The following is a 21,108-nucleotide window of genomic DNA, read 5'->3' as shown; positions in this document are numbered from 1 at the left end:
CGTTCCTCATCAGCATGCGAGATGGATTGAAAATGCAAGCCGGCGGCTTCCTGGGGTTTTGGCGCCGCCGGCTCATCAAGGTGCGGACTGGCTATGGTCGACTACCAGTTGACGCTCCCCTGACGGGTGACGGTGCTGCCGTTTGGGCCTGTCGTTGTCGCCGAACCGCTGCAGGAGCCAGATGCCTGATCGCAGGTTGCCGTTCTCGATCGGGAATAGGTCTTGCCATAGGGACCGGTGCGGGTCACATTGCGCGAGCAGGAGCCGCCCGAACAGCCGCCACTTGCGTGCATCGAGGCTGTTCCATTCGTGCCACTCACGGAACGGTCGCGGCTCCGTGCGTTGGCGTCTGCAGCGACAGTCAGTGTAAATGTGCCGGCCAGAACAGCGGCCGTGATGTACTTCATCAAGATCTTATCCTCTCTGTCATAAGACTTTGCAGGAGTGCCGAAAGCTGGGCGCTTTCGACATACAGACAAGATTCGATGCCTTCGGTATCATGCCAATAAACAGCCTGTGTCGAGATGTTCGGTTTTGTTGCCTGCATGTAGAGAATTGTAGCAATGGCTTCGGCATTCTTGATCGCACTCGGTTTTCGGTCCAATTTCCGGCCATGGAAGAAATGGCACGTACTATCCTCGTCGTGGATGATGACCCCGAGATCGGAAGACTCGTTGCAGCCCTGCTGTCGCGCGAAGGCTTCGACGTCCGGACGGCCGAAAATGGGATGGAGTTGGACGACGTCCTGCGCAAGGTCCGACCGGATCTGATCATTCTCGATCTGATGCTGCCAGGAGAGGACGGGCTTTCGATTTGCCGACGCATGCGGTCGGAAGGCGCTTTCCCCATTCTGATGTTGACGGCCAAGAACGACGAGATGGATAGGGTTGTGGGGCTGGAGGTCGGCGCCGACGACTATGTTTCAAAACCTTTCGGACCCCGCGAACTCCTTGCGCGTGTGCGCGCCCTTCTTCGCCGTACGCAGTCGCAGCCGTTCCAGGCCGCGAGCCGACGATACAGCTTCGATCGCTTCGTCATCGATCTCGATGCCCGTCAGCTGACAGATGAGGATGGCGCGCCGGCGACGCTGACCAGTGCCGAGTTCGACCTTCTGACCTGTTTTGTGCTGCGCCCACGCCGCGTCCTATCTCGCGATCAGATTCTCGACTGGACACATGGCCGCACCGCCGATCCACTCGACAGGACAGTCGATATTCTGGTGTCGCGGTTACGCAAGAAGCTAGAGAGCCTGAGCCCCGGCAACACGCTTATCAGCACAGTGCGCAACGGCGGCTACCTGCTGACGGTGCCCGTGCGTCAGGTATCGTGATGTTTCGGCTCGGGCTATCCGCGCGGATTCTCGGCATCGGCGTGACATTCCTTTTGAGCGCCTGGATTGCGCTCGTCGCCCTTTACTATTGGTCGAACGGTCTCAGCCGCATTTCCACCTATCCGTCCGCTACCCAGATACTTATGATAGCGGATGTCTTGTCGGACGCTGAACCGCAAGAGCGCGAAAAACTCGTGATGGCTGTCAGTTCATCGGTTCTGACCGTAGAGATGGAGCCAAACCGCGATGTGTCGGTAGAACCGAACACGCGTGAGCACCTGGAGCATCTGCCGGAATTTTCGCACTATCGCAACGCCCTGGGAGGCAGGCTGATCTCGATCCGCAGGCTTGACGCCGCCGATTCCGGGGCCAGACGGCCACGTCTGTTTGGAGGGGCGATAAACCCGACCGAGTTTCGCGTGCGGCTGAATGATGGCGTCATCGCGCGTCTGCAAACAAAGACGCCATTCATCGTGACACTGTTCGGTCTCCCGGCCGGCTTGGGCGCCGGTCTGGTGGGGACGCTTTTTGCGCTGGTTGCCTTTATACTCCTCCACCGCGAGATACGGCCGCTGACCAAGCTTGCAGCCGCGGTTGACAGGATGGATCCCTCCGGGGAGCCAGTACAACTGACCAACATCTCTTCCCGGACACCGGAGACTGTCGCGCTCGTGAAGGCATTCGAGCGGTTGCAGAACCGCCTTCAATCTATGATTGGCAGCCGATTTGCGCTCATCAGTGGCGTCCAGCATGACGTCCGCTCCTTTGCAACGCGCCTACGCTTGCGGATCGATTACATATCCGACCCGACCGAGCGGGAGAAGGCGATCCACGATATCGCCGATATGATCGACCTTCTGGACACTGCTTTGCTGACGGCCCGGGCAGGCGTTGGCGCACTCGATGAAGAGCTTTTGGATCTCGTAGCTTTAGTCGAGCAGGAGACCGTCGATCTGGATGCGTCGGGCTGGAATGTAATTCTGAAATCCCCGCCGCATGATCGAGAGATACTCGTTATAGCCGATCGACTCGCAGTCAGACGAATCCTTGCGAACCTCGTCGATAACGCCGTGAAGTACGGTCAGATCGCAAATGTCACTCTGAAGAAGCGCGACAGTATGGCGATCATCTTGGTCGAAGATATGGGTCCCGGTATTGTCGAGGGCGAAATCGATCTTCTTATGGAACCGTTTGTCCGCTCAGAACCGTCACGCGCCCGCAAAACTGGTGGGGCCGGGCTCGGCCTTGCCGTAGTGAGAACCCTTGTAGAAGCCCAGGGCGGAACGGTAGCTATCAGCAACCGTTGCGAAGGCGGAGCTCGCGTGGAACTGCGCTTCCCGCTTTTCGGCCTTCCCACATGATAGTTGTCGTTCGAACTGTCTGCATCGCGCTCGATCAGCTCGAAATTCGTTGAAATACGACAGTTTACATTCAGGTCTGCATGGACGCGTGGATGTGGAACTGAGGCGAGCAAACGGCTTGCACCAACAGGGGGCTTAACCCTTCCGAGCTTATTCCGTGTCCGGGTCTGATCGCAGACCGGGTTTGCATATCTGCAACTGGAACAGCCTTTTTAGTCCCTTCCTAGACAGCACCGGCAAGATAACTGGCGCTGAAAGCAAAAATTGCCGCAAAGCCGGAATTCTGCGGCCGACCTTTGCGACAGCAAGTATTCCAGAGTCAGATTAGGTGCCGGGAGGTAGCTCCCGGCCGTTTTGCTTTTCAATTGTTCGACGATCAGGCGCGTTCGCGCCGCTGGCCGCCGCCGTTGCGGGAGCCGGAGCCACCGCGGCGGTTGCCGCCGTTGCCGTCGCGGCGCGGTTCGCCGGCCTGGGCCTGCTGCGGGCCGCGGTCCTCGCCATGCTTGCGGGCCGGGCGGCCATGGGCATGGCGGCTGTTGCCGCGGTGATGACCGCTCGGCTCACCATTGGCATGGGCGCCGTGATGGGCCGGACGCTGTGGCTTTGCAGAGGCGCGGAAATCGGAGGTCGAGGCCAGATCGTTGTCGGGGCCGAGATCCGGGGTCGCTTCACCGCGGCGCTGACCGCGGAAGTCCTCGTTGCGGCTGGTCGAGCGCTCCGGACGCGGACGACGTTCTTCGCCGCCGGCGCGGACTTCGCTGCCTTCACCTTCGCGGCGTGGGCGGCGTTCCTGACGGCTGCCGCGATGCTCCGAACGGTTCTGGTCGCCACGGCCTTCGCCACGACCCTGGCCGTCGCGACCCTGGCCGCCATTACGATTGCGGTTGTTGCCATTGCCGTTGGCACGACGGGGTCCGCCGCCGATGTTTGCCGGCGCTTCGCCGCTTGCGACAGTGATGTCGATGCCCATCAGGCGCTCGATATCACGCAGCAGCTTGGCTTCGTCGGGAGCGCAGAAAGCGATGGCAATACCGTCGCGGCCGGCACGCGCCGTGCGGCCGATGCGATGGACATAGGCGTCAGGCACTTCAGGCAGGTCGTAGTTGTAGACGTGGCTGACAGCAGGAATGTCGATGCCGCGGGCGGCGACGTCGGTGGCAATCAGCGTCTTGATGCTGCCGTCGCGGAAGGCCTTCAGTGCCCGCTCGCGCTGACCCTGGCTCTTGTTGCCGTGGATCGAGGCGACGGAATAGCCGATGTTTTCGAGATGCTTCATCAGCTTCTCGGCACCGTGCTTGGTGCGCAGGAAGACCATGGCGCGGCCATCGGGGTTTTCGGTCAGCGACTTGCGGAGCAGCTCCGTCTTGTCGTTCTTGCCGGCGACGAAATGGACGTACTGCTCGACCTTGTCGGCAGCCTTACCTGGAGGCGTGACTTCGACCTTGACGGGATCGACGAGATATTCGCCGGCGAGATCGGCGATCGCCTTCGGCATGGTGGCCGAGAAGAGCATGGTCTGGCGCTTTTTCGGCACCATCTTGGCGATCTTGCGCAGATCATGCACGAAACCGAGGTCGAGCATCTGGTCGGCTTCATCGAGCACGAGATAGCGAACCGCAGTCAGCGTGATCGCGCGGCGATTGATGAGGTCGAGCAAGCGGCCGGGCGTGGCAACGAGAATGTCGGTGCCCTTTTCGAGCTGAAGCTGCTGCTTGTTGATCGAGACGCCGCCGACGACGACATTGATGCGCAGCGACGACTTGCGGATGAACTTCTTCAGGCTCTCGGCGATCTGGTTCACCAGTTCGCGGGTCGGCGCAAGGATCAGCGTCCGCGTCGTGCGGTTGTCGGGACGCCGTTCATCGGCGAGCAGCTTTTCGATCAGCGGCAGGCCGAAAGCGGCGGTCTTGCCGGTGCCTGTCTGGGCAAGGCCGATCAGGTCGCGGCCTTCGAGGAGGAGGGGAATGGCATGTTCCTGGATCGGCGTCGGCGTTTCGATGCCGAGCTGGAACAAAGTAGCGACGATCGGCTTGGAGACACCAAGCGATTCAAAATTAGTCAAGGTATAACCTTTCGGGGCGCCACAATGACTATCGCCGGAACGCACCATGCGATCCGGTTTCATTCTGGCGTCAAGAACCCCGCGTGAAGTGGGAACTTGTGAGTTGGAAAAAGCTTTCCAGCGCTTCTGGCCGCTCATGGGAGTGCGGCGCTCTATCGAAATGCGCTTTTGTCCCTTCTTCCTGCGTCTGTATTTTTCAGCAGGGGCACGCTCACGCGGCGGCCGGAAGGGTGAAAGCTGACCCGCATTTGGGCTAGTTCGCGTGGAAAGTCAAGTGCAGTGCACAAGAAAGCCTCAAGCTGGGTCAGGTGAGGGCATGACGAGGACGAAGCTTTGCGATGCGGTCTCCGCGCCATTGACGAGGATGGCGATGCGATGTTCGCCTGGATAATAGCGTCGCGTGGTGATCGGCCGCATGGCGTGGCGGCGCCCAATTGTATGGCTTTGCCCCGGAGCGAGCATTATCGCCTTGCATTTGAAGACCTTGGGTGAGAGCGAACCGTCGCTCTTCACATGGTGAATGGCGTAGTCGATCATCAGTGACTGCGCTCGCTCGCCGGCGTTTGTCACCCGGATTTCGAAATCCAGCCCTTCGCCGAACATCACCTCTGCATTCTGGAGCCGCAGTTCGCATTCGAGCGAAGCGGTGGCGGCGAAGCCGAAATTGGCGAGCGCCTGCGCGTGGCCTTTCTTCAGAAGTGTACGCGAGGCATGTTTCAGCAGCCAGCGGCGTTCGGATGAAGCGCCGTCGATATGACTGGCGATGAAGGCGGCGACCAGATCCGGGTGGTCCTTGGCGACGTCGTTCAGGCTGTTGGCCACGGAGCGGCGGACATAATCCTCCGGATCATCCATCAGCGCGGTTAGGATGGGCAGGATCGGCGCCGGATCCTTGACGAGCTGCGGTAGACGCATCGCCCAGGGCAGGCGCGGCCGCGTTCCCTCGCTCGCCAGCCGTCGCACATGCTGATCGGGATCGTCGACCCAGCCGGAAATGATCGCCAGCGCGCGCTGCTGGTCGCGGTGGATAAAGGGGCGGATGCCGAATTCGGCAGTGAAATGCGGCGTCAGCGCCTTCAGGAGATCGAGGCCGAGATCGAAATGATCAAGGCCGCGTGCGGCGATGAACTGATTGACCGGCAGCAGCATCCAGCCGGAGAGTCCCGGCCTGCCGGCAGCGGGCAGGCTTGCTGTCAGAATGGCTGCGGCCTCCCGGAAATCACCGGGAAGCGTGGCAAACAGCGCGTCGCGGATCAGGGCCGAGCGCTCCATCAACTCCAGCGCTCCGAGGCCGTCGGTTGCCAGCATCACGAAGCGGTTTCTGTCGAAGATCTGCGCGTTGCCGGCAATGCGATCGGCCATATCGCCAACCAATGCCTCATGCAGCAAGTGCTTGAGCGGTTCCGGCATGCTGGTCCTTCCTCTTTATGCGACCACCGCATGCCGGCCGCATGAGGGCAGCATGGTCTGCGAAACATCTGGCGATTTGCTATCGGAGAATAGAGCGATCGCACCCACTCGAGCAATCGCGTGCAGATAGTGAGGTGAGTGTGGCGCGAGCTTTAGCGTATCGGTGCCGTCGATTTCCTTGGAATGAGGGTTGGGGCCGAGATCCGAATACGCTCGTCGGCAGGACTGTTGTCACCGGCAAGAAGATCAAGGGCGTTTGATGCAATTTGCTCGAACGGCACCCGCAACGTCGTCAGCGGCGTGGGGAGGTGGCTGACAATCGGAATGTCGTTATAGCCTACGATCGAGATGTCCTGCGGCACGGAAAGGCCAAGTTTCGTCAGTCCCGACAAGGCGCCGATGGCGGTATTGTCGTTCACCGCGAAAATAGCGGTTGGGCGCGGATTAAGGTGCATCAGTGTCTCGACGGCTACCGCACCGGACTCGATGCCGAATGTCGAGGGAATGATGTATGAGGGATCTGCATTCAATCCAGCCTCTTCCAGGGCGTGGCGGAAACCCTCCACGCGGCCCCGCGAACTGGAGGCATAGGATGGACCGGCAATGACGCCAATTCTGCGATGGCCGAGATCGAGGAGGTGGCGGGCGGCGAGGTACCCACCGAGCCTGTCATCGCCGACCGACGAGAGGCTGTGGCCATCCGTCCGGAGTGCCAGGACATAAGGAATACCGCGTTTTGCCAGCTCGTCCGGAAAGTCATCGTCTTCCCGCGCTGTCGAAAGAATCAGTCCATCGACACCGCGCTTCAGCAGAGACTCGGCCGCAAGCCGGTCTGCCTTTGGCTTGTCGTCGGTGGTTGCGACAATCGCGAAGCGGCCACTACGGCTGCAGGCCTTGGCCAGTGCTTCGTAAAGCATGGCCATGACCGTATCCGTCAGCCTGGGCACGATCACCCCGATTGTCATTGTGTTGCCGCGCCTAAGGCTCGCTGCGGAAACGTCCCGAACGTATCCCAGCTCTTCGGCAACCTTGCGTACGCGACGCGCGGTCTCGCTGTCGGAGCGCGGAAGCCTTTCGTCGAGAATGCGGGACACGGTAGACTTGGAGACACCGGCTGCGGCAGCGACGCCGTGAATAGTGACGCGGGTCTGCCCCGGAACTTCATCCGTCTTTGAATTCATTGAGCCTTTTCCATTCGAGTCGGCATTGAGCCGCCGCTCTCCAGCATGCCTCAAAAAAGATATTGACTCCAGAGAATTCGAGAACGATAGTGGGAACGTTCCCGTAAACGATCCTATATCGATCGCGAGCCAATCGCGATCGCACGAAGGAGGAGACCAATATGCAACCGATGGATATGCGCGGGCTGAGCCCGGCCCCCGTTACCGCCTTCACCCGCGACGGTGAAGTTGATCACAAAGCCAACGCCAAACTCGCCAAATGGCTGGTTTCGATGGAAGGCGTCAAAAGCCTCGTCATCCTCGGCCATGCCGGCGAAGGCACCTTCCTCACGGAAGATGAGCGTCTTGCTCTCATCCGCACTTATGTCGAAGCGGTCGACGGTGCCGTTCCGATCATTGCCGGGATTACCGGTGAAGGCACGAGGGTCGCCGCTGAAGAGGCCAAGAAATGCAAGGCTGCTGGGGCCACCGGCGCGCTCGTCTATCCGAACCACGGCTGGCTGCGTTTCGGCTTTCAGAAGGGAGCGCCTCAGGATCGCTACAAGGCAATCTGGCAGGAGTCTGGCCTCCAGTGCATCCTGTTCCAGTATCCCGACGCCACCAAGGCATCATACGATCTGGATACACAGCTTGCGATTGCTACCCAGGAAGGCGTCGTCGCTACCAAGAACGGCGTGCGCAATATGAAGCGCTGGTATGTCGAAATTCCGGAGCTGAAGAAAGCCAATCCAAAGCTGCAGGTTCTGAGCTGCCATGACGAATGGCTGCTGCCAACCATGTTCGATGTCGACGGTCTGCTCGTCGGTTATGGCAATATCGCGCCGGAACTGCTGATCGACCTGATCAAAGCCGGCAAGGCGCAGGACTATCCGGAAGCGCGCAAGATCTTCGAACGTCTTCTTCCGGTGACGCGTGCCGTCTATCACCGCGGCTCTCACATGGAAGGCACCGTGGCCCTGAAACTCGGCCTCGTCCACCGCGGTATCCTTGATCACGCCACGATCCGCGAGCCGCTGAAGAGCCTTGGCGAAAAGGCCGAAGCGGAGATCTTTGCTGCCTTCGACGCCGCCGGTATCGGTCGCGTTGACCAGTTGCTGGCTGCCGAGTGACCTCTTTGACGCCCCTGCGCAGGTCGCAGGGGCGCATTGCGAAGGGAGGAGGAAACCATGGGGCCCGCCAAGGCAGACTTGAACGTCTTTGAAGGCCATTGCCCTGACAGGACGAACTGACGCGCAGTAGCAACCATCAAGCAGGAGCGCCCCTGGCCGGGAGAGTGGTAGGCCACGGGCGAGAAGGAGGAACCAATGAATGTCATGCAGCCTATGCCGGCCGAGACGGCGAATGCCGCTGATCCTCAGGCCGAAATCAGCGCTCGTCTGGAGCGTCTTCCCATCACCCGCGAGGTATTCTGGGCGCGCAATATCGTCGGCGCCGCAACGTTCTTCGACGGCTACACGGTCATCGCCATCGCTTATGCCATGCCCGTCCTCGTACGCGAGTGGGGCCTGACTCCCTCACAGACCGGCATGATCCTGTCGATGGGCTATCTGGGGCAGTTGATCGGTGCGATCCTGTTTGGCTGGCTCGCCGAGAAGGTTGGCCGGCTGAAAGTTCTTCTGTTCACCATCCTGCTGTTCGTCAGCATGGATGTCGCATGCCTGTTTGCTGCCGGGGCCGGCATGATGATGGCCTTCCGTTTCGTCCAGGGGATCGGGACCGGCGGCGAGGTCCCGGTCGCCAGCGCCTACATCAACGAGTTGATCGGATCGAAGGGGCGCGGCAAGTTCTTCCTCCTCTATGAGGTCATGTTCCTGCTGGGCCTCGTCGGCGCCGGGCTGATCGGCTACTTCATGGTACCGGTTTACGGCTGGAAGGCGATGTTCGTCGTCGGTCTCGTTCCCGCAATCATCATGGTTCCTCTGCGCTGGTTCCTGAAGGAATCACCGCGTTGGCTGGCTGCCAACGGCCGCTATGGCGAAGCAAACGCTATCGTCACCCGCATGGAAGAAAGCGCTCGTGCAGCCGGCAAGGAATTGCCAGAACCGAAGCTCATCCAGGCGCCGGTCCACCGCAAGTCGGACTGGCGCGAACTCTTCCAGGGCGTCTACTTGAAGCGGACGCTTTCCATCTGGGCCATGTGGTTCACCGCCTATACGGTTGCCAACGGTACGATCACCTGGCTGCCGACCCTGTATCGACAGGTCTTCAACCTGCCGCTTCAAACCAGCATCTTTTATGGGTTCCTGACGTCGGTCGGAGGCGTGATCGCCGCTGTGATCTGCGCGCTGCTCATCGACAAGGTGGGACGCAAGCGCTGGTACACGGGGGCGCTGCTTCTCGCTCCCGTGCCGTTGCTGGCTCTCGCATGGCTCGGTGCGACCTCTCCCATCCAGGTCTTGGTTCTAGCCGGCCTCGCTTATGCGATCGTCCAGACAGTCACATTCTCCCTTTACCTGTACTCGGCAGAGATCTATCCGACGCGCCTCAGGGCATTGGGAACCGGAACCGGCAGCGCCTGGCTTCGCCTGGGATCATCGGCCGGCCCGATCCTCGTCGGTACGGTGATGTCTTCCATGGGCATCCAGTATGTCTTTGCGAGCTTCGCAGCCATTCTGATCGTTGGTGCAATCATCACGATGTTGTTTGCGATAGAAACCAAGGACCGCGTACTGGAGGAGCTATCTCCGTAACGATTGAAAATGCGATTTGATCGATTTGAGCTGGCGGATGAAAATCCGCCAGTTTCATTTGGTCGTCGTTGAGAGCACTGGGTCAGCGCCGCCGGGAGGTCAAGCGGCGCCGGATGCGGTTTCTGTTATCGCTGGCAGACTTTGACGCGATAGGGATTGCCCTAATCGTCGTGCAGCCATTCGAAGTGGCAATAGTCCGGCCGGTAATAGGTCCGGAAAACGGGGTAGGGACGGTAAGCGGGATAGGCGGGATAGGCCGGGTAGGCGGGACGGGCGGCCTCCGACAGCAGGGCGCCACCGACGACGCCGGCGGCAAGGCCGCCCCAGAGGGCATCGCGTGGACGGGCATCGGCGGTGGTAGCGGTGGCGAACGAGGCGCCGGCAAAGGTCAGCGCGATCAGGCCCGTCGCCATGGTCTTATGAAAAACGGACATGGTATTTTCCTTTCATGGGCATGGCTTCCCTAAAGCCATGCCGCAGACTCGGCCCGGATCGCGGCCGTGCAATGGCCGCGCAAGCGGTTTCGGCATTAAATTTTCGTCATGATTTCAATGGATCCCCGACGTCGAAAGGGTTTATCGCGGGCGACCTTTCAGTCTCGTGCAAGCCGGGGCTGGTAATCCCGAAATGTCTTCAGCTTGGTGAGCCGGCTCGTAAAATTCGGCGGTCGAAATTTATGGTTAAAACCTTGTTAAAAGCCTTGGCGTTATAGTTTTTGTAGTCGATATTTCATTTATTGCGGGAGCGATATTTTTTGAAATCAGCCGGGGAACTTCTGGAGTTGGCTTGCCGCCGGATCGCTGATCTGGATACCCCGGCCTATGTCAAGAACAGCGAGCTGCGTTATATCGCCGTCAACGAGGCCTATGCCCGCTTTCTAGGCCGCGAGATCTCCGATTTCATCGGCAGGCGCAGCCGCGAGCTTCTCGACCGTCCCGAGGAAGAGGAGCGCGAGGACAAGGAACGCCGCGCACTGGTGTTCGGCACCGAGGAAAACGCCATCTGTTTTGACGCGGCGGGTGTCGGCCATGAACGCATCCAGATCGAAAGCTTTTCACCGTCGCCGGACCGGGCTTATGTGCTCGGCATTTTCGAAGTGCGAGCGCCGCCGCGCCGCGCCGCGGACGATAGCGCCGCCGCCGATTTCGCCCGCGTGCGCGAGGCGCTGGAACAGCTCGACCAGCCGATCGGCATCTTTGCCGAAGATGGCCGGCCGCTGGTCGTCAACGCCGCCTATCGCAACGGCGCAAAGCCTGCGGCTGTCAGCGACACGGCTTGGCACGAGAGCGTCAATGAACTTGACCTGCTGCGGACCATCCTGGAGGACCTCCCGGTCGCAGCCTTCGTGCGCGACGACAAGCATCGCCTCGTCTACGCCAATCAATATTACGAGACCTTCAGCGGCCATAGCCGTTCTCGGGTCCTTGGGATGACCGAACACGAAATGTTCGGTCTGGACGGGGGCGAGGCGATCTACCAGGAAAACCTGCTGGCGTTGCAAGGTGGCAAGTCGAAGGAGATCGAAAGCCTGCTGCCGAGCAAGGACGGCCATATCTATTCCGTCCTCTCGCGCGTCAACCGCGTCGTGACAGCGGATGGTCGGCCCTATGTCGTCGGCTCCTTTTCGGACATCTCGCCACTCAAGGAACGAGAGAAGGCACTGATCGAGGCGCAGAAACACAAAGAGGTGCTGCACCGGGATATCGAGAATATCCTACGCTCGTTGCCGGTCGGCGTGCTGATCCTCGATAACGACCACCGGATCCTCTACGTCAACGACGAGTTCTACGGCATCTGGGAGCTGCCACTCGACGATCCCTTCGACGGCCGGCCCTTCATCGACGTCATCCGCCGTAATTATGAGCTCGGTCGCTACGACGGCACGCAGACGCCCGAGGAGATCTACGATTTCCGCAAGCACTTGTTCGAGACCGAGGAGCCCGAGCCGATCGAGCTCGGCTGGGCGGGCGGCAAATCCGTCATCTTCGATAGCCGCCGTATCTCGAACGACCGGATCCTGCTCACCTATGCCGACATTACGGCCGTGCGTGAGCGGGAAAATGAAGTCCACGAGGCCCGTGCCGCGCTGGAACATCTCGGCGAGTTGTTGCGCGACGCGACGCATGCCATGCCGCAGGGCCTGGCCATCGTTCAGGACGGCATTATCAAGATGTCCAATGAGGCGTTGGCTCATATCCTGGAGATTCCCGCCACCTATATCGAGACCGGGCAGGGTTGGCTCGGCATGTTCGAGTTCTGCGCGGCGCGCGGCGACTTCCACGAGGACGCGGCCGAGATTCTGCAAGGTTGGCGCGACAATATCGCGGCCAGGTTGCCGATCTCCACGGCCTTCCATGTCGGCGGCGAGCGCTGGGTGAACATGGATGCGACGGTCAGCAAGGGGCAACACTGGGTGGCGCTCTTCACCGACGTCACCGAGCTCAAGAGCCGCGAGGAGGAGCTACGCCAACTGCTGTCGCGCGCCGAAGCCGCCGATCGCGCCAAATCCGAATTCCTTGCCAATATGAGCCATGAGATCCGCACGCCGATGAACGGCGTGCTTGGGATGGCGGAGCTGCTTGCCAAGACCAATCTCGATACGCGCCAGAAGACCTTCGTCGACATCATCGTCAAGTCGGGCAACGCGCTGCTGACGATCATCAACGACATCCTCGACTTTTCGAAGATCGACGCCGGGCAGATGAAACTGCGCAAAGCTGCCTTCGATATCACCGAAGCGGTAGAGGACGTGGCGACACTCTTGTCCTCGCACGCCGCCGAGAAGAACATCGAGCTCCTGGTGCGAGCCGCGCCCGACCTGCCCGCCGCAGTAATCGGCGACGCCGGGCGTTTCCGCCAGATCGTCACCAATCTTGTCGGCAACGCCGTCAAGTTCACCGAGCGCGGCTATGTCTTCGTCGATGTCGGCTTCCAGCCGGCGGCCGGCGGCGAGATCATGGCGTGCATCCGCATCGAGGATACCGGCATCGGCATCCCGCCGGAGAAGCTCGAATCGGTCTTTGATAAATTCTCGCAGGTGGACGCCTCGTCGACCCGGCGGCATGAAGGAACCGGCCTCGGTCTTGCGATCACCGCCGGGCTCGTCGACCTTTTCGGCGGTTATCTCAACGTCGAAAGCGAATGGGGCAAGGGCTCCGTCTTCACCATCAACCTGCCGTTTGCGGTGGCGGCCGCCCGCCTTGAGCCGAAGCCGTTGCCGATCAATGTGCAGGGGGCGCGTATCCTCGTCGTCGACGACAATGAAGTAAACCGGCGAATCCTCACCGAGCAGCTGTCTCTCTGGGGCTTCGACGGCGTGGCCGCCGAGGGCGGTGGCACCGGGCTTGCTATTCTGGAGGCGGCGGCTGGTCTCGGCGTCACCGTCGATGCTGTCGTGCTCGACTATCACATGCCCGATATGAACGGCGCCGATGTCGCGCGCCGGCTGCGCGCCGATCCGCGCTTCGTCGAACTGCCGATCATCTTCCTGACGTCGATGGATATTTCGGGTACCGAAAAGGAATTCGCGGCGCTGAACGGCCACGCGCATCTGATGAAGCCGGCGCGCGCCAACGTGCTGCGCAACACGGTCGTCGAAGTGGTGCGCGCCAGCCGCGTCAAGCAGGCTTCCGAAGCCGAGATTGCCCGGCTGCAGACGGAAGCGGCCGTGCCGGCGCCGGCGTCTGTGCCGCAGAAACGGGCCGCTGAATTCGTCGACGTGCTCGTTGCCGAGGACAACGAGGTCAACCAGATCGTCTTCACGCAGATCCTGCAAGGCACGGATCTTTCCTTCCTCGTCGTCGACAATGGCGAGGAGGCGGTCGCCGCCTGGGAGCGGCATACGCCGCGCATCATCATGATGGACGTCTCGATGCCCGTCATGAACGGCCATCAGGCGACGCAGATGATCCGCGAACGGGAAAAGGGGCAGGGCCACCGGGTGCCGATCATCGGTGTTACCGCCCATGCGCTCGAAAGCGACCGCGAACTTTGCCTCGATGCCGGCATGGACGACTACATGTCGAAGCCGATCAGCCCCGAACTGCTCGAGGAAAAAATCCGCCAGTGGCTCGGAACGAGCGAGCAGCAGCCGGAGCGCACCAGCTACTGATTTGAACCTTCGGAAAACAGGATGCTCTCGAAATCCTGAGCGCCGTTGAGGATATGCAGGATCTCGATACGATCCTCGCCAGCGCGATAAAAGATCAAATAGTTGCCGTAAGGACGGCGGCGAACGCCGGTGTGTTCGTAACGTGGAACCAATGAAAAACCGTTCGGCGTTTCTGCCAGACGCTCACACCGTTCCAGCAGTTCTTGGATGAAGCTTGCCGCCCGCTGCGGATTGTCCTCAGCGATATAGTCGCCAATACGTTCGAGATCCGCCTCCGCCTGGGCGGTGATGAGGACGATCACGAACGGCCGTTATATTTGGCCGCAAGGCGGGCGGCGACATCGCTGACGGGCTTGAAGCGACCTGCTTCCGCGTCGGCGATCCCCTGGCTGATTGCCAGATCGAGCGCCATCAACCGTTTTTCCCGCTCCTCGACAAGCCGGACACCTTCCCGCAGAACTTCGCTGCGAGAGTTATAACGCCCCGATTTCACGAGTTCGTTCACATAGTTTTCGAGTTGCTGTCCAAGATTCGCGCTGCTGGCCATATTGGTTCCTCTCGGATTACTATCGCACAGAGTGATAACTGTTAGCAACGCAGGCGTTTGAATCGATCGCACTTACCCGAGTTTACTTGATGCCGCAGAGCATTTCGCGCTTGCCGGCAAAGCCCTTGCGGCGCTCGACGGCAAAGCCTGCGGCGATGAGGTTGCGGCGCACGAAGCCGGCCGCCGCATAGGTGGCGAAGGTGCCACCGGCTGCGCTTTTCTCGCAGACGAGCCGCATCAGTTGCTCCGACCACATATCGCTGTTGCGCGACGGGGCGAAGCCGTCGAGATACCAGGCGTCGAAGCCGGGCGTGGCCGCCGCCACGCCCTCCAAGGCATGGCCGCATACGACGCTGAGCGTCGTCTGGGCATCGAGATCGAGCTCAACGATGCCATCAGGCGCTTGCGGCCACGCCGCTGTCAGCGCTTCGCGTTCGGCATCGATCTCCGGCCAGTGCGACAGCGCCCGGCCGATTTCTTCGCCGCGCATCGGGTGGAGTTCGAAGGAGGTGAAATGCAGGTGCTGGCCGTCTGCACGGTGGAGCTTCCATTGCCGCCAGGTCTCGGCGAAGTTCAGGCCGGTGCCGAAGCCGAGCTCACCGATCAGGAATGCCTGCCGCCCGTTCCAGCGCTCCGGCAGGCCGTTGCCGGCGAGAAAAACATGGCCGCATTCCAACCGCCCGTCGGTCTGGCAATAAAAATGATCGCCAAAGGCGGTGGAATAGGGCATATCGCCGTCGCGCCATTCGAGCGGCTGCGGGGCGCCTGCGCCAATCTGATCGGGGTTCACGTCTGTCATGGAAAAAGCCGATAGTCCTGCGCCGGTCTCAGGTCAATCGTCCTCAGAATTGCTGATCGTCGGCGGCGGCATCATGGGTCTCTGGGCGGCCGTCCATGCCGAGCGCCGGGGCATCCGGACTCTTATCAGTGACGCCGGCAGATTGGGCGAAGGTGCAAGTGGCGGCCTGCTCGGCGCGCTGATGCCGCATATGCCGGACCGGTGGTCGGAGAAGAAGCAGTTCCAGTTCGATGCGCTGGTCTCGCTCGAAGCCGAGATCGCCGCGCTCGAAGCCGAGACCGGACTTTCTGCCGGCTATAACAGGTCCGGGCGGCTGATCCCGCTACCGAAGCCGCATCTCAATAAAATAGCGCTCGGTCACTCCAAGGACGCCGAACACCATTGGCAGTCGGGCGACCGCCGTTTCCACTGGCATGTGCTCGACAGGCCGCCAGTCGATGGCTGGATCGAGGCGTCCGCCGGCGAGAGCGGCTTCGTGCACGACACGCTCGCCGCCCGCGTGGCGCCCCGCTTGCTGATCGCGGCGCTTATCGCCTTCCTGTGGCGGGCCAAGCATGTTCGCATCCTGGAGCATGCGATGGTTGCCGGCCTCGATCCCGATCGCGGCACGGCCGAAATCAACGGCGAAACGATCGCTTTCAGTCACTGCATCCTGGCCGCCGGCCATCAGTCCTTTCCGTTGCTGCAGGGCCTGACACCGGGGCTGAAACAACCGCTCGGCCAGCCGGTCAAGGGGCAGGCGGCATTATTGAAAGCCGATATCGACCCGGCGCTGCCGACGATCTTTCTCGACGGGCTCTATGTCGTCGCGCATGAAGGCGGACACGCGGCAATCGGCAGCACCAGCGAGAACCGTTTTAACGATCCTACATCCACCGACGTCCAGCTCGACGTGCTGATCGAGGCGGCGCGCGGCATCGTACCGACGCTTCGCGACGCCCCTATTGTCGAGCGTTGGGCCGGGCTTCGCCCGAAGGCGATCGACCGGGATCCGATGATCGGTCGCCATCCCGACCACCGGCGCCTGATCGCACTCACCGGCGGCTTCAAGGTCAGCTTCGGCCTCGCCCACCGGCTGGCGGAGGCGGCGATATGTATCGCAGGCGATACAGACTGCGGATTTTCGCTGCCGGAAAGCTTCGCAATTTCAAGCCATATCGCGGTGGCTTCACGTTAAACGTGAATTAGCCGCTGCTCTGCTTCGTTATTCTGTCATGCAAATCACCTATCTGCTTGCGCATCGATAGCGTCGGATCTGAACGGCGCTCACTTCCTTGATGGAGGAAATTGCATGCGCTATGCCATTTGCTTCACGCCTCCGGCGAGCGACCCGTTGTCGCTCGTGGCCGCCAATTGGCTTGGCCGAAACGTGTTTTCGGGCGATATGATGGAGCCTCCGGCAGTTCGTGGCCTCGGTATTCACGAGATCGCCTTTCATACCGCCGTTCCGCGGCGCTACGGCTTTCATGGTGTTTTGAAGGCGCCCTTTCATCTGTCCCACGACATGCCGGAATCGCAACTCCTGCGCGATCTGATGCGTTTTTCCGGGACCTTCGTTCCCTTTCAGATTCCGCGTATCGAAGTTGCCCGGCTCGGCAATTTCTACAGCCTGCTGCCGAGTACTCCCTGCGAGCAGATCCAGTATCTCGCCTCGGCGATCGTGCAGGAATTCGATCGTTTTCGCGCACCGCTCAGCGAGGCCGAGATCGAACGCAGCGATCCGGACGGGCTGTCGGCGACGCAATTTTCCAATCTGCATCGCTGGGGCAATCCCTATGTGATGGAGGAGTTCCGCTTCCATATGCCTGTGACGGGCCCCGTCAACGCGATCGACATGCCGCGCATCGAGCCGGTGTTGCGGACGATCTTCGAGCCTGTCCTCTGCGAACCCGTCATGGTTTCCAACGTTGCCCTGATGATCGAAGAGGGCACTGGCGGTCCTTTCCGCGTTCATTCGCTGCATCCGATGGGCAAGGTCAGCGCGCGCAAAATCGCTTGAATCTGCTGATGAGCTAAAGGCTTGTGCCGTAAAGGCAAAATCCGACGGAGCAGTTTCCGTCTCGACATTCCGGCTGCGGATGCTACCGTTCCCCGTCTTTTCAGAAGGTGATTTGATGGTATCCGAGACTTATCCGCGCAATCTCGTCGGTTACGGGCGTCTGACGCCCGATCCGAAATGGCCGGACGAGGCACGCGTCGCCGTGCAGTTCGTCATCAACTACGAGGAGGGCGGCGAAAGCTCGATCCTCGACGGCGATCCGGCTTCGGAAAACCTGCTGTCGGAAATCGTCGGTGCGGCCGCGTGGCCAGGGCAGCGCAACCTCAATATGGAATCGATCTACGAATATGGTTCGCGTGCCGGCTTCTGGCGGCTCTGGCGGATGTTCACCGATCTCAAGGTGCAGGCGACCGTCTACGGCGTGACGCTGGCGATGGCCCGCAACCCCGAGGCCGTCGCTGCGATGAAGGAGGCCGGCTGGGAGATCGCCAGCCACGGCTACCGCTGGCTGGAATATAAGGATTTTCCCGAAGACCTGGAGCGCAAGCATATCCTCGAAGCCGTGCGCCTGCACACCGAGCTTACCGGCGAGCGGCCCTATGGCCTCTATCAGGGCAAGCCTTCCGACAATACGCTTCGGCTGGTGCAGGAGGAGGGCGGTTTCCGCTATTCCTCCGATTCCTACGCCGATGACCTGCCCTATTGGGTGAAGGGCGTCGACGGGAAACCCTTCCTGATCATCCCCTATACGCTCGAAACCAACGACATGCGTTTTGCAACGCCGCAGGGCTTCAATGCCGGCGATCAGTTCTTCACCTATCTGAAGGACGCCTTCGACACGCTTTATGAGGAAGGCAAGGCGGGCAGCCCGAAGATGATGTCGGTCGGCTTGCATTGCCGCCTCGTCGGACGTCCCGGCCGGGCGGCAGCGCTGAAGCGCTTTATCGAATATGTGCTGAAGCACGACAAGGTCTGGATTCCGCGCCGCATCGAGATCGCCGAGCATTGGCACAAGCACCATCAGCCGGAAGCGCTCTGATGATGTCGCGCGAGGATTTCGTCTCCCGCTTCGGCGGCATCTTTGAACATTCGCCTTTTATCGCCGAACGCGCCTATAACGCCGGCCAGGTGCCGGAACCGCTGACGGCGGCCGGCGTGCATGCGTCGCTAACCGCTGTCTTCCGGGCGGCAAGCCCGCAGGAGCGCCTCGGCGTGCTCAGCGCCCATCCCGACCTTGCCGGGCGCCTCGCGATAGCAGGTGAACTCACCGAAGACAGCCGGAAGGAACAGTCCGGCGCCGGTCTCGACCGCCTGAGCCCGGCCGAACATGCCCGCTTCACTAAACTCAATTCGGCCTATGTCGAAAAATTCGGCTTTCCCTTCATCATCGCCGTCAAGGGGCTCGGCAAGGACGATATCCTGTCGGCCTTCGAAACACGGATCGGCAATAGCAGGGACGAAGAATTTGCGACCGCGACGGCGCAAGTCGAGCGGATCGCGCTGCTGCGCCTGACGACGATGCTGCCGGAGGCTGAATGAACGAGCGGCGCGCGATCGACTATCTCAATGAGATGTATGAGGCGGCATCCGAAGCGCTGTCTTTCGTCGGCGGAATGGATGGGGCGGCGTTTGCCGGGGACAAGCTCACTTTCAAGGCGGTCACCTTTTGCCACTTCACCATCGGTGCCGCGGCATCCCGCTTGCTGGTGACTCATCCGGAATTTGCGACCGAACATCCCGATCTGCCGTGGACGAAAATCTGCGGCACGGGCAACCGTATCCTCGACGGCGTCTTCGATCTCGATCCTTCCGACATCTGGGAGGCGACGTATCGCACGCTGCCGGAGCTTCTTTCCGCAATCGATGCCATCCGTCACTGGCATGCCGAAGGTGAGTGAGCGATTGCCCCCACATCTCGACATCCGTCCGCTTACGAGTTCCGCCTTTGCTCCCTTCGGCGAGGTGATCGAAGCCGATCCCGCCTCGATGCGGCTCATCAATGGCGGTACGACGGAGCGTTTCCATGCGCTCGCCGCCACCGAGGCGACGGGCGAGGGTGCGCGCGTCATCATCAACCTCTTTCGCGGCCAGCCGCGCAGCTTCCCCTATGAAGTCACCATGATGGAGCGCCATCCTTTCGGCAGCCAGAGTTTCTCGCCGGTCTCGGGCCGTCCTTTTCTCGTCATCGTCTCCGAGGATGAGAACGGCCGCCCGGGCAGGCCGCAGGTGTTTCTGGCGCGCGGCGACCAGGGCGTGAACTATCGCCGCAACGTCTGGCATCATCCGCTGATGGCGCTCGGCCAAGCCTCAGATTTCCTGGTCGTCGACCGTGACGGGCCGGGCAATAATCTGGAAGAATACTTCTTCGAACCCCCTTATATGATCAAAGAGCCAGCCCCATGACCGGACTGACCACACATGTTCTCGACACCGCTCTCGGCAAGCCGGCCGAAGGCTTGAGGATCGATCTTTTCCAGCTTGACGGCGAGATTCGCAGGCATCTGAAGACGGTGGAGACCAATGCCGACGGCCGGGTTGACGGCGGCCCCATTCTCATTGGCGAAAATTTTCGGGCCGGTACCTATGAACTGGTCTTCCACGCCGGCGATTATCTGAGGGCCAGCGGCACGCCGTTGCCGCATCCCGCCTTCCTCGATCTCGTGCCGATCCGCTTCGGCATTGCCGACGTCACGGCGCACTACCATGTGCCGTTGCTGATATCGCCCTATGGCTATTCTACCTACCGAGGCAGTTAGAGATGCGTTTTGCAGCGATCGCCGACATTCACGGCAACCATCTGGCACTCGAGGCGGTGCTTGCTGATATTCGTGCGCAAGAGGTCAATGAGATCGTCAATCTCGGCGATTTCTTCAGCGGCCCGCTCGAGGCCGGCAAGACGGCAGACTTGCTGATGCCGCTTAGCCTGACGTCGGTCCGTGGCAATCACGACCGCTATCTGATCGAGCAGGATCCGGCGGCAATGCATGCTTCGGATGCGGCCGCCTACGGTCAATTGTCGTCGTCTCATCTTGGTTGGATCCGAAACCTGCCGTTCGATACCATCTATCGCGAAGAGGTCTATCTCTGCCACGCGACGCCGAAGGATGACAATCTCTACTGGCTGGAATCGGTCTCGCCGGAGGGCGTCGTCTTCCTGAACCCGATCGAAGCGATCGAGGCGCTGGCCGAAGGCATCGACCTGCCGCTGATCCTCTGTGGCCACAGCCACATCCCCCGCGCTGTGCGCCTCTCCGACGGTCGCCTGATCGTCAATCCAGGCAGCGTCGGCTGCCCGGCCTATGACGACGAGCTGCCCTGTTACCACAAGGTGGAAGCCGGCCATCCGCTGGCGAGTTATGCCATTCTGGAAAAGGCGGCGGGCGGATGGACATGGCAGTTCCGAACCGTCGCCTATGACCATATGGCGATGTCGGCACTGGCCGCCGAAAGGGGCCGTGCCGACTGGGCAGGCGCGCTGGCAGCGGGTTGGGTGAGATAGAGCATGATGCCGAAAAGTGTCTGAGGTTTCGGGCGGCATCATGCTCTAACTATTTAATTTAGAACAGGATTCAGATTTTAGGCCGAACAGGCCTAAAATCATCCTGTTCTAGTCCAGAC

At 60.8% G+C, this 21,108-nt stretch carries 21 protein-coding genes; 13 read left to right on the top strand and 8 right to left on the bottom strand.

Annotated features, from left to right (window positions below; genetic code table 11):
* Positions 1 to 101: 101 nt before the first annotated feature.
* Positions 102 to 407 carry a hypothetical protein gene (locus OLZ32_RS07840; protein ID WP_264397541.1) on the bottom strand — a complete coding sequence of 102 codons (306 nt, stop codon included), beginning with the start codon at positions 405 to 407 and terminating at the stop codon, positions 102 to 104.
* 206 nt (positions 408 to 613) lie between these two features.
* On the opposite strand from OLZ32_RS07840, the gene OLZ32_RS07835 reads away from it, so the two are divergent.
* Together OLZ32_RS07835 and OLZ32_RS07830 are read left to right on the top strand one after the other, a co-directional pair.
* The gene (locus OLZ32_RS07835; RefSeq protein WP_003541989.1) at positions 614 to 1,330 is read left to right on the top strand and encodes a response regulator; all 717 of its coding nucleotides are present in this window, start codon (positions 614 to 616) and stop codon (positions 1,328 to 1,330) included.
* On the top strand, positions 1,330 to 2,691 hold the full coding sequence (locus OLZ32_RS07830; protein WP_264397542.1) for a sensor histidine kinase: 1,362 nt from the start codon (positions 1,330 to 1,332) through the stop codon (positions 2,689 to 2,691). The genes OLZ32_RS07835 and OLZ32_RS07830 overlap by 1 nt, the downstream gene beginning before the upstream one ends.
* A 376-nt stretch (positions 2,692 to 3,067) precedes the next feature.
* Here the strand turns inward: OLZ32_RS07830 and OLZ32_RS07825 are convergent, their stop codons facing one another.
* The 3 genes from OLZ32_RS07825 to OLZ32_RS07815 form a co-directional block, all read right to left on the bottom strand.
* The gene (locus tag OLZ32_RS07825; protein WP_264397562.1) at positions 3,068 to 4,801 is read right to left on the bottom strand and encodes a DEAD/DEAH box helicase; all 1,734 of its coding nucleotides are present in this window, start codon (positions 4,799 to 4,801) and stop codon (positions 3,068 to 3,070) included.
* 246 nt (positions 4,802 to 5,047) lie between these two features.
* A complete protein-coding gene (locus OLZ32_RS07820) occupies positions 5,048 to 6,163 on the bottom strand; it encodes a DNA alkylation repair protein (RefSeq protein WP_264397543.1) in 1,116 nt (371 codons plus the stop codon).
* 152 nt (positions 6,164 to 6,315) lie between these two features.
* Positions 6,316 to 7,344, bottom strand: coding sequence for a LacI family DNA-binding transcriptional regulator (locus OLZ32_RS07815; protein WP_003541983.1), 1,029 nt, complete (start codon positions 7,342 to 7,344; stop codon positions 6,316 to 6,318).
* A 161-nt stretch (positions 7,345 to 7,505) separates the two neighbouring features.
* Between OLZ32_RS07815 and OLZ32_RS07810 the strand changes: the two genes are divergently transcribed.
* Both OLZ32_RS07810 and OLZ32_RS07805 read left to right on the top strand, forming a co-directional pair.
* Positions 7,506 to 8,453, top strand: a complete 948-nt coding sequence (locus OLZ32_RS07810; protein WP_264397544.1) for a dihydrodipicolinate synthase family protein — start codon at positions 7,506 to 7,508, stop codon at positions 8,451 to 8,453.
* Between the two features lie 195 nt (positions 8,454 to 8,648).
* Positions 8,649 to 10,034: an MFS transporter gene (locus OLZ32_RS07805; RefSeq protein WP_264397545.1), complete on the top strand. Its 1,386-nt coding sequence runs from the start codon at positions 8,649 to 8,651 to the stop codon at positions 10,032 to 10,034.
* A gap of 161 nt (positions 10,035 to 10,195) precedes the next feature.
* On the opposite strand, the gene OLZ32_RS07800 is transcribed toward OLZ32_RS07805, so the two are convergent.
* Positions 10,196 to 10,468: a hypothetical protein gene (locus OLZ32_RS07800; protein ID WP_264420452.1), complete on the bottom strand. Its 273-nt coding sequence runs from the start codon at positions 10,466 to 10,468 to the stop codon at positions 10,196 to 10,198.
* 320 nt (positions 10,469 to 10,788) lie between these two features.
* Between OLZ32_RS07800 and OLZ32_RS07795 the strand changes: the two genes are divergently transcribed.
* Positions 10,789 to 14,145 carry a PAS domain-containing hybrid sensor histidine kinase/response regulator gene (locus OLZ32_RS07795; RefSeq protein ID WP_264397547.1) on the top strand — a complete coding sequence of 1,119 codons (3,357 nt, stop codon included), beginning with the start codon at positions 10,789 to 10,791 and terminating at the stop codon, positions 14,143 to 14,145.
* Here the strand turns inward: OLZ32_RS07795 and OLZ32_RS07790 are convergent.
* The 3 genes from OLZ32_RS07790 to mnmD form a co-directional block, all read right to left on the bottom strand.
* Complete coding sequence (locus tag OLZ32_RS07790; protein WP_003541977.1) at positions 14,139 to 14,447, bottom strand: type II toxin-antitoxin system RelE/ParE family toxin; 309 nt, start codon at positions 14,445 to 14,447, stop codon at positions 14,139 to 14,141. The genes OLZ32_RS07795 and OLZ32_RS07790 overlap by 7 nt on opposite strands.
* Entirely contained in the window at positions 14,444 to 14,692 is a 249-nt protein-coding gene (locus OLZ32_RS07785; RefSeq protein WP_264397548.1) for a type II toxin-antitoxin system ParD family antitoxin, read from the bottom strand. The genes OLZ32_RS07790 and OLZ32_RS07785 overlap by 4 nt, the downstream gene beginning before the upstream one ends.
* An 82-nt stretch (positions 14,693 to 14,774) precedes the next feature.
* Positions 14,775 to 15,491, bottom strand: a complete 717-nt coding sequence (gene mnmD, locus OLZ32_RS07780) for a tRNA (5-methylaminomethyl-2-thiouridine)(34)-methyltransferase MnmD (RefSeq protein WP_003541972.1) — start codon at positions 15,489 to 15,491, stop codon at positions 14,775 to 14,777.
* Here mnmD and OLZ32_RS07775 point away from each other — a divergent pair.
* The 8 genes from OLZ32_RS07775 (at position 15,490) to OLZ32_RS07740 (ending at position 20,989) form a co-directional block, all read left to right on the top strand.
* Positions 15,490 to 16,668, top strand: coding sequence for an NAD(P)/FAD-dependent oxidoreductase (locus OLZ32_RS07775; protein WP_264420451.1), 1,179 nt, complete (start codon positions 15,490 to 15,492; stop codon positions 16,666 to 16,668). The genes mnmD and OLZ32_RS07775 overlap by 2 nt on opposite strands.
* A gap of 114 nt (positions 16,669 to 16,782) precedes the next feature.
* Positions 16,783 to 17,490 carry a DUF1045 domain-containing protein gene (locus tag OLZ32_RS07770; RefSeq protein WP_011653058.1) on the top strand — a complete coding sequence of 236 codons (708 nt, stop codon included), beginning with the start codon at positions 16,783 to 16,785 and terminating at the stop codon, positions 17,488 to 17,490.
* Between the two features lie 115 nt (positions 17,491 to 17,605).
* Entirely contained in the window at positions 17,606 to 18,529 is a 924-nt protein-coding gene (puuE, locus tag OLZ32_RS07765; RefSeq protein ID WP_264420449.1) for an allantoinase PuuE, read from the top strand.
* Positions 18,529 to 19,029 carry a 2-oxo-4-hydroxy-4-carboxy-5-ureidoimidazoline decarboxylase gene (gene uraD, locus OLZ32_RS07760; RefSeq protein WP_264420447.1) on the top strand — a complete coding sequence of 167 codons (501 nt, stop codon included), beginning with the start codon at positions 18,529 to 18,531 and terminating at the stop codon, positions 19,027 to 19,029. Before puuE ends, uraD begins: the two co-directional genes overlap by 1 nt.
* Positions 19,026 to 19,388: a HepT-like ribonuclease domain-containing protein gene (locus OLZ32_RS07755; protein ID WP_003541963.1), complete on the top strand. Its 363-nt coding sequence runs from the start codon at positions 19,026 to 19,028 to the stop codon at positions 19,386 to 19,388. The genes uraD and OLZ32_RS07755 overlap by 4 nt, the downstream gene beginning before the upstream one ends.
* On the top strand, positions 19,372 to 19,893 hold the full coding sequence (locus tag OLZ32_RS07750) for an ureidoglycolate lyase (RefSeq protein WP_264420445.1): 522 nt from the start codon (positions 19,372 to 19,374) through the stop codon (positions 19,891 to 19,893). Before OLZ32_RS07755 ends, OLZ32_RS07750 begins: the two co-directional genes overlap by 17 nt.
* The gene (gene uraH, locus OLZ32_RS07745) at positions 19,890 to 20,246 is read left to right on the top strand and encodes a hydroxyisourate hydrolase (RefSeq protein ID WP_003541961.1); all 357 of its coding nucleotides are present in this window, start codon (positions 19,890 to 19,892) and stop codon (positions 20,244 to 20,246) included. The genes OLZ32_RS07750 and uraH overlap by 4 nt, the downstream gene beginning before the upstream one ends.
* A 2-nt stretch (positions 20,247 to 20,248) precedes the next feature.
* Complete coding sequence (locus tag OLZ32_RS07740; RefSeq protein ID WP_264420443.1) at positions 20,249 to 20,989, top strand: metallophosphoesterase family protein; 741 nt, start codon at positions 20,249 to 20,251, stop codon at positions 20,987 to 20,989.
* The last annotated feature ends 119 nt before the right edge of the window (positions 20,990 to 21,108 follow it).

The organism is Rhizobium acaciae, assembly GCF_025941625.1.
GTDB classification, from domain to species: Bacteria; Pseudomonadota; Alphaproteobacteria; order Rhizobiales; family Rhizobiaceae; genus Rhizobium; species Rhizobium acaciae.
Note: the sequence above shows the minus strand (reverse complement) of the source record. Positions and strands in the feature narration are given on the sequence as shown.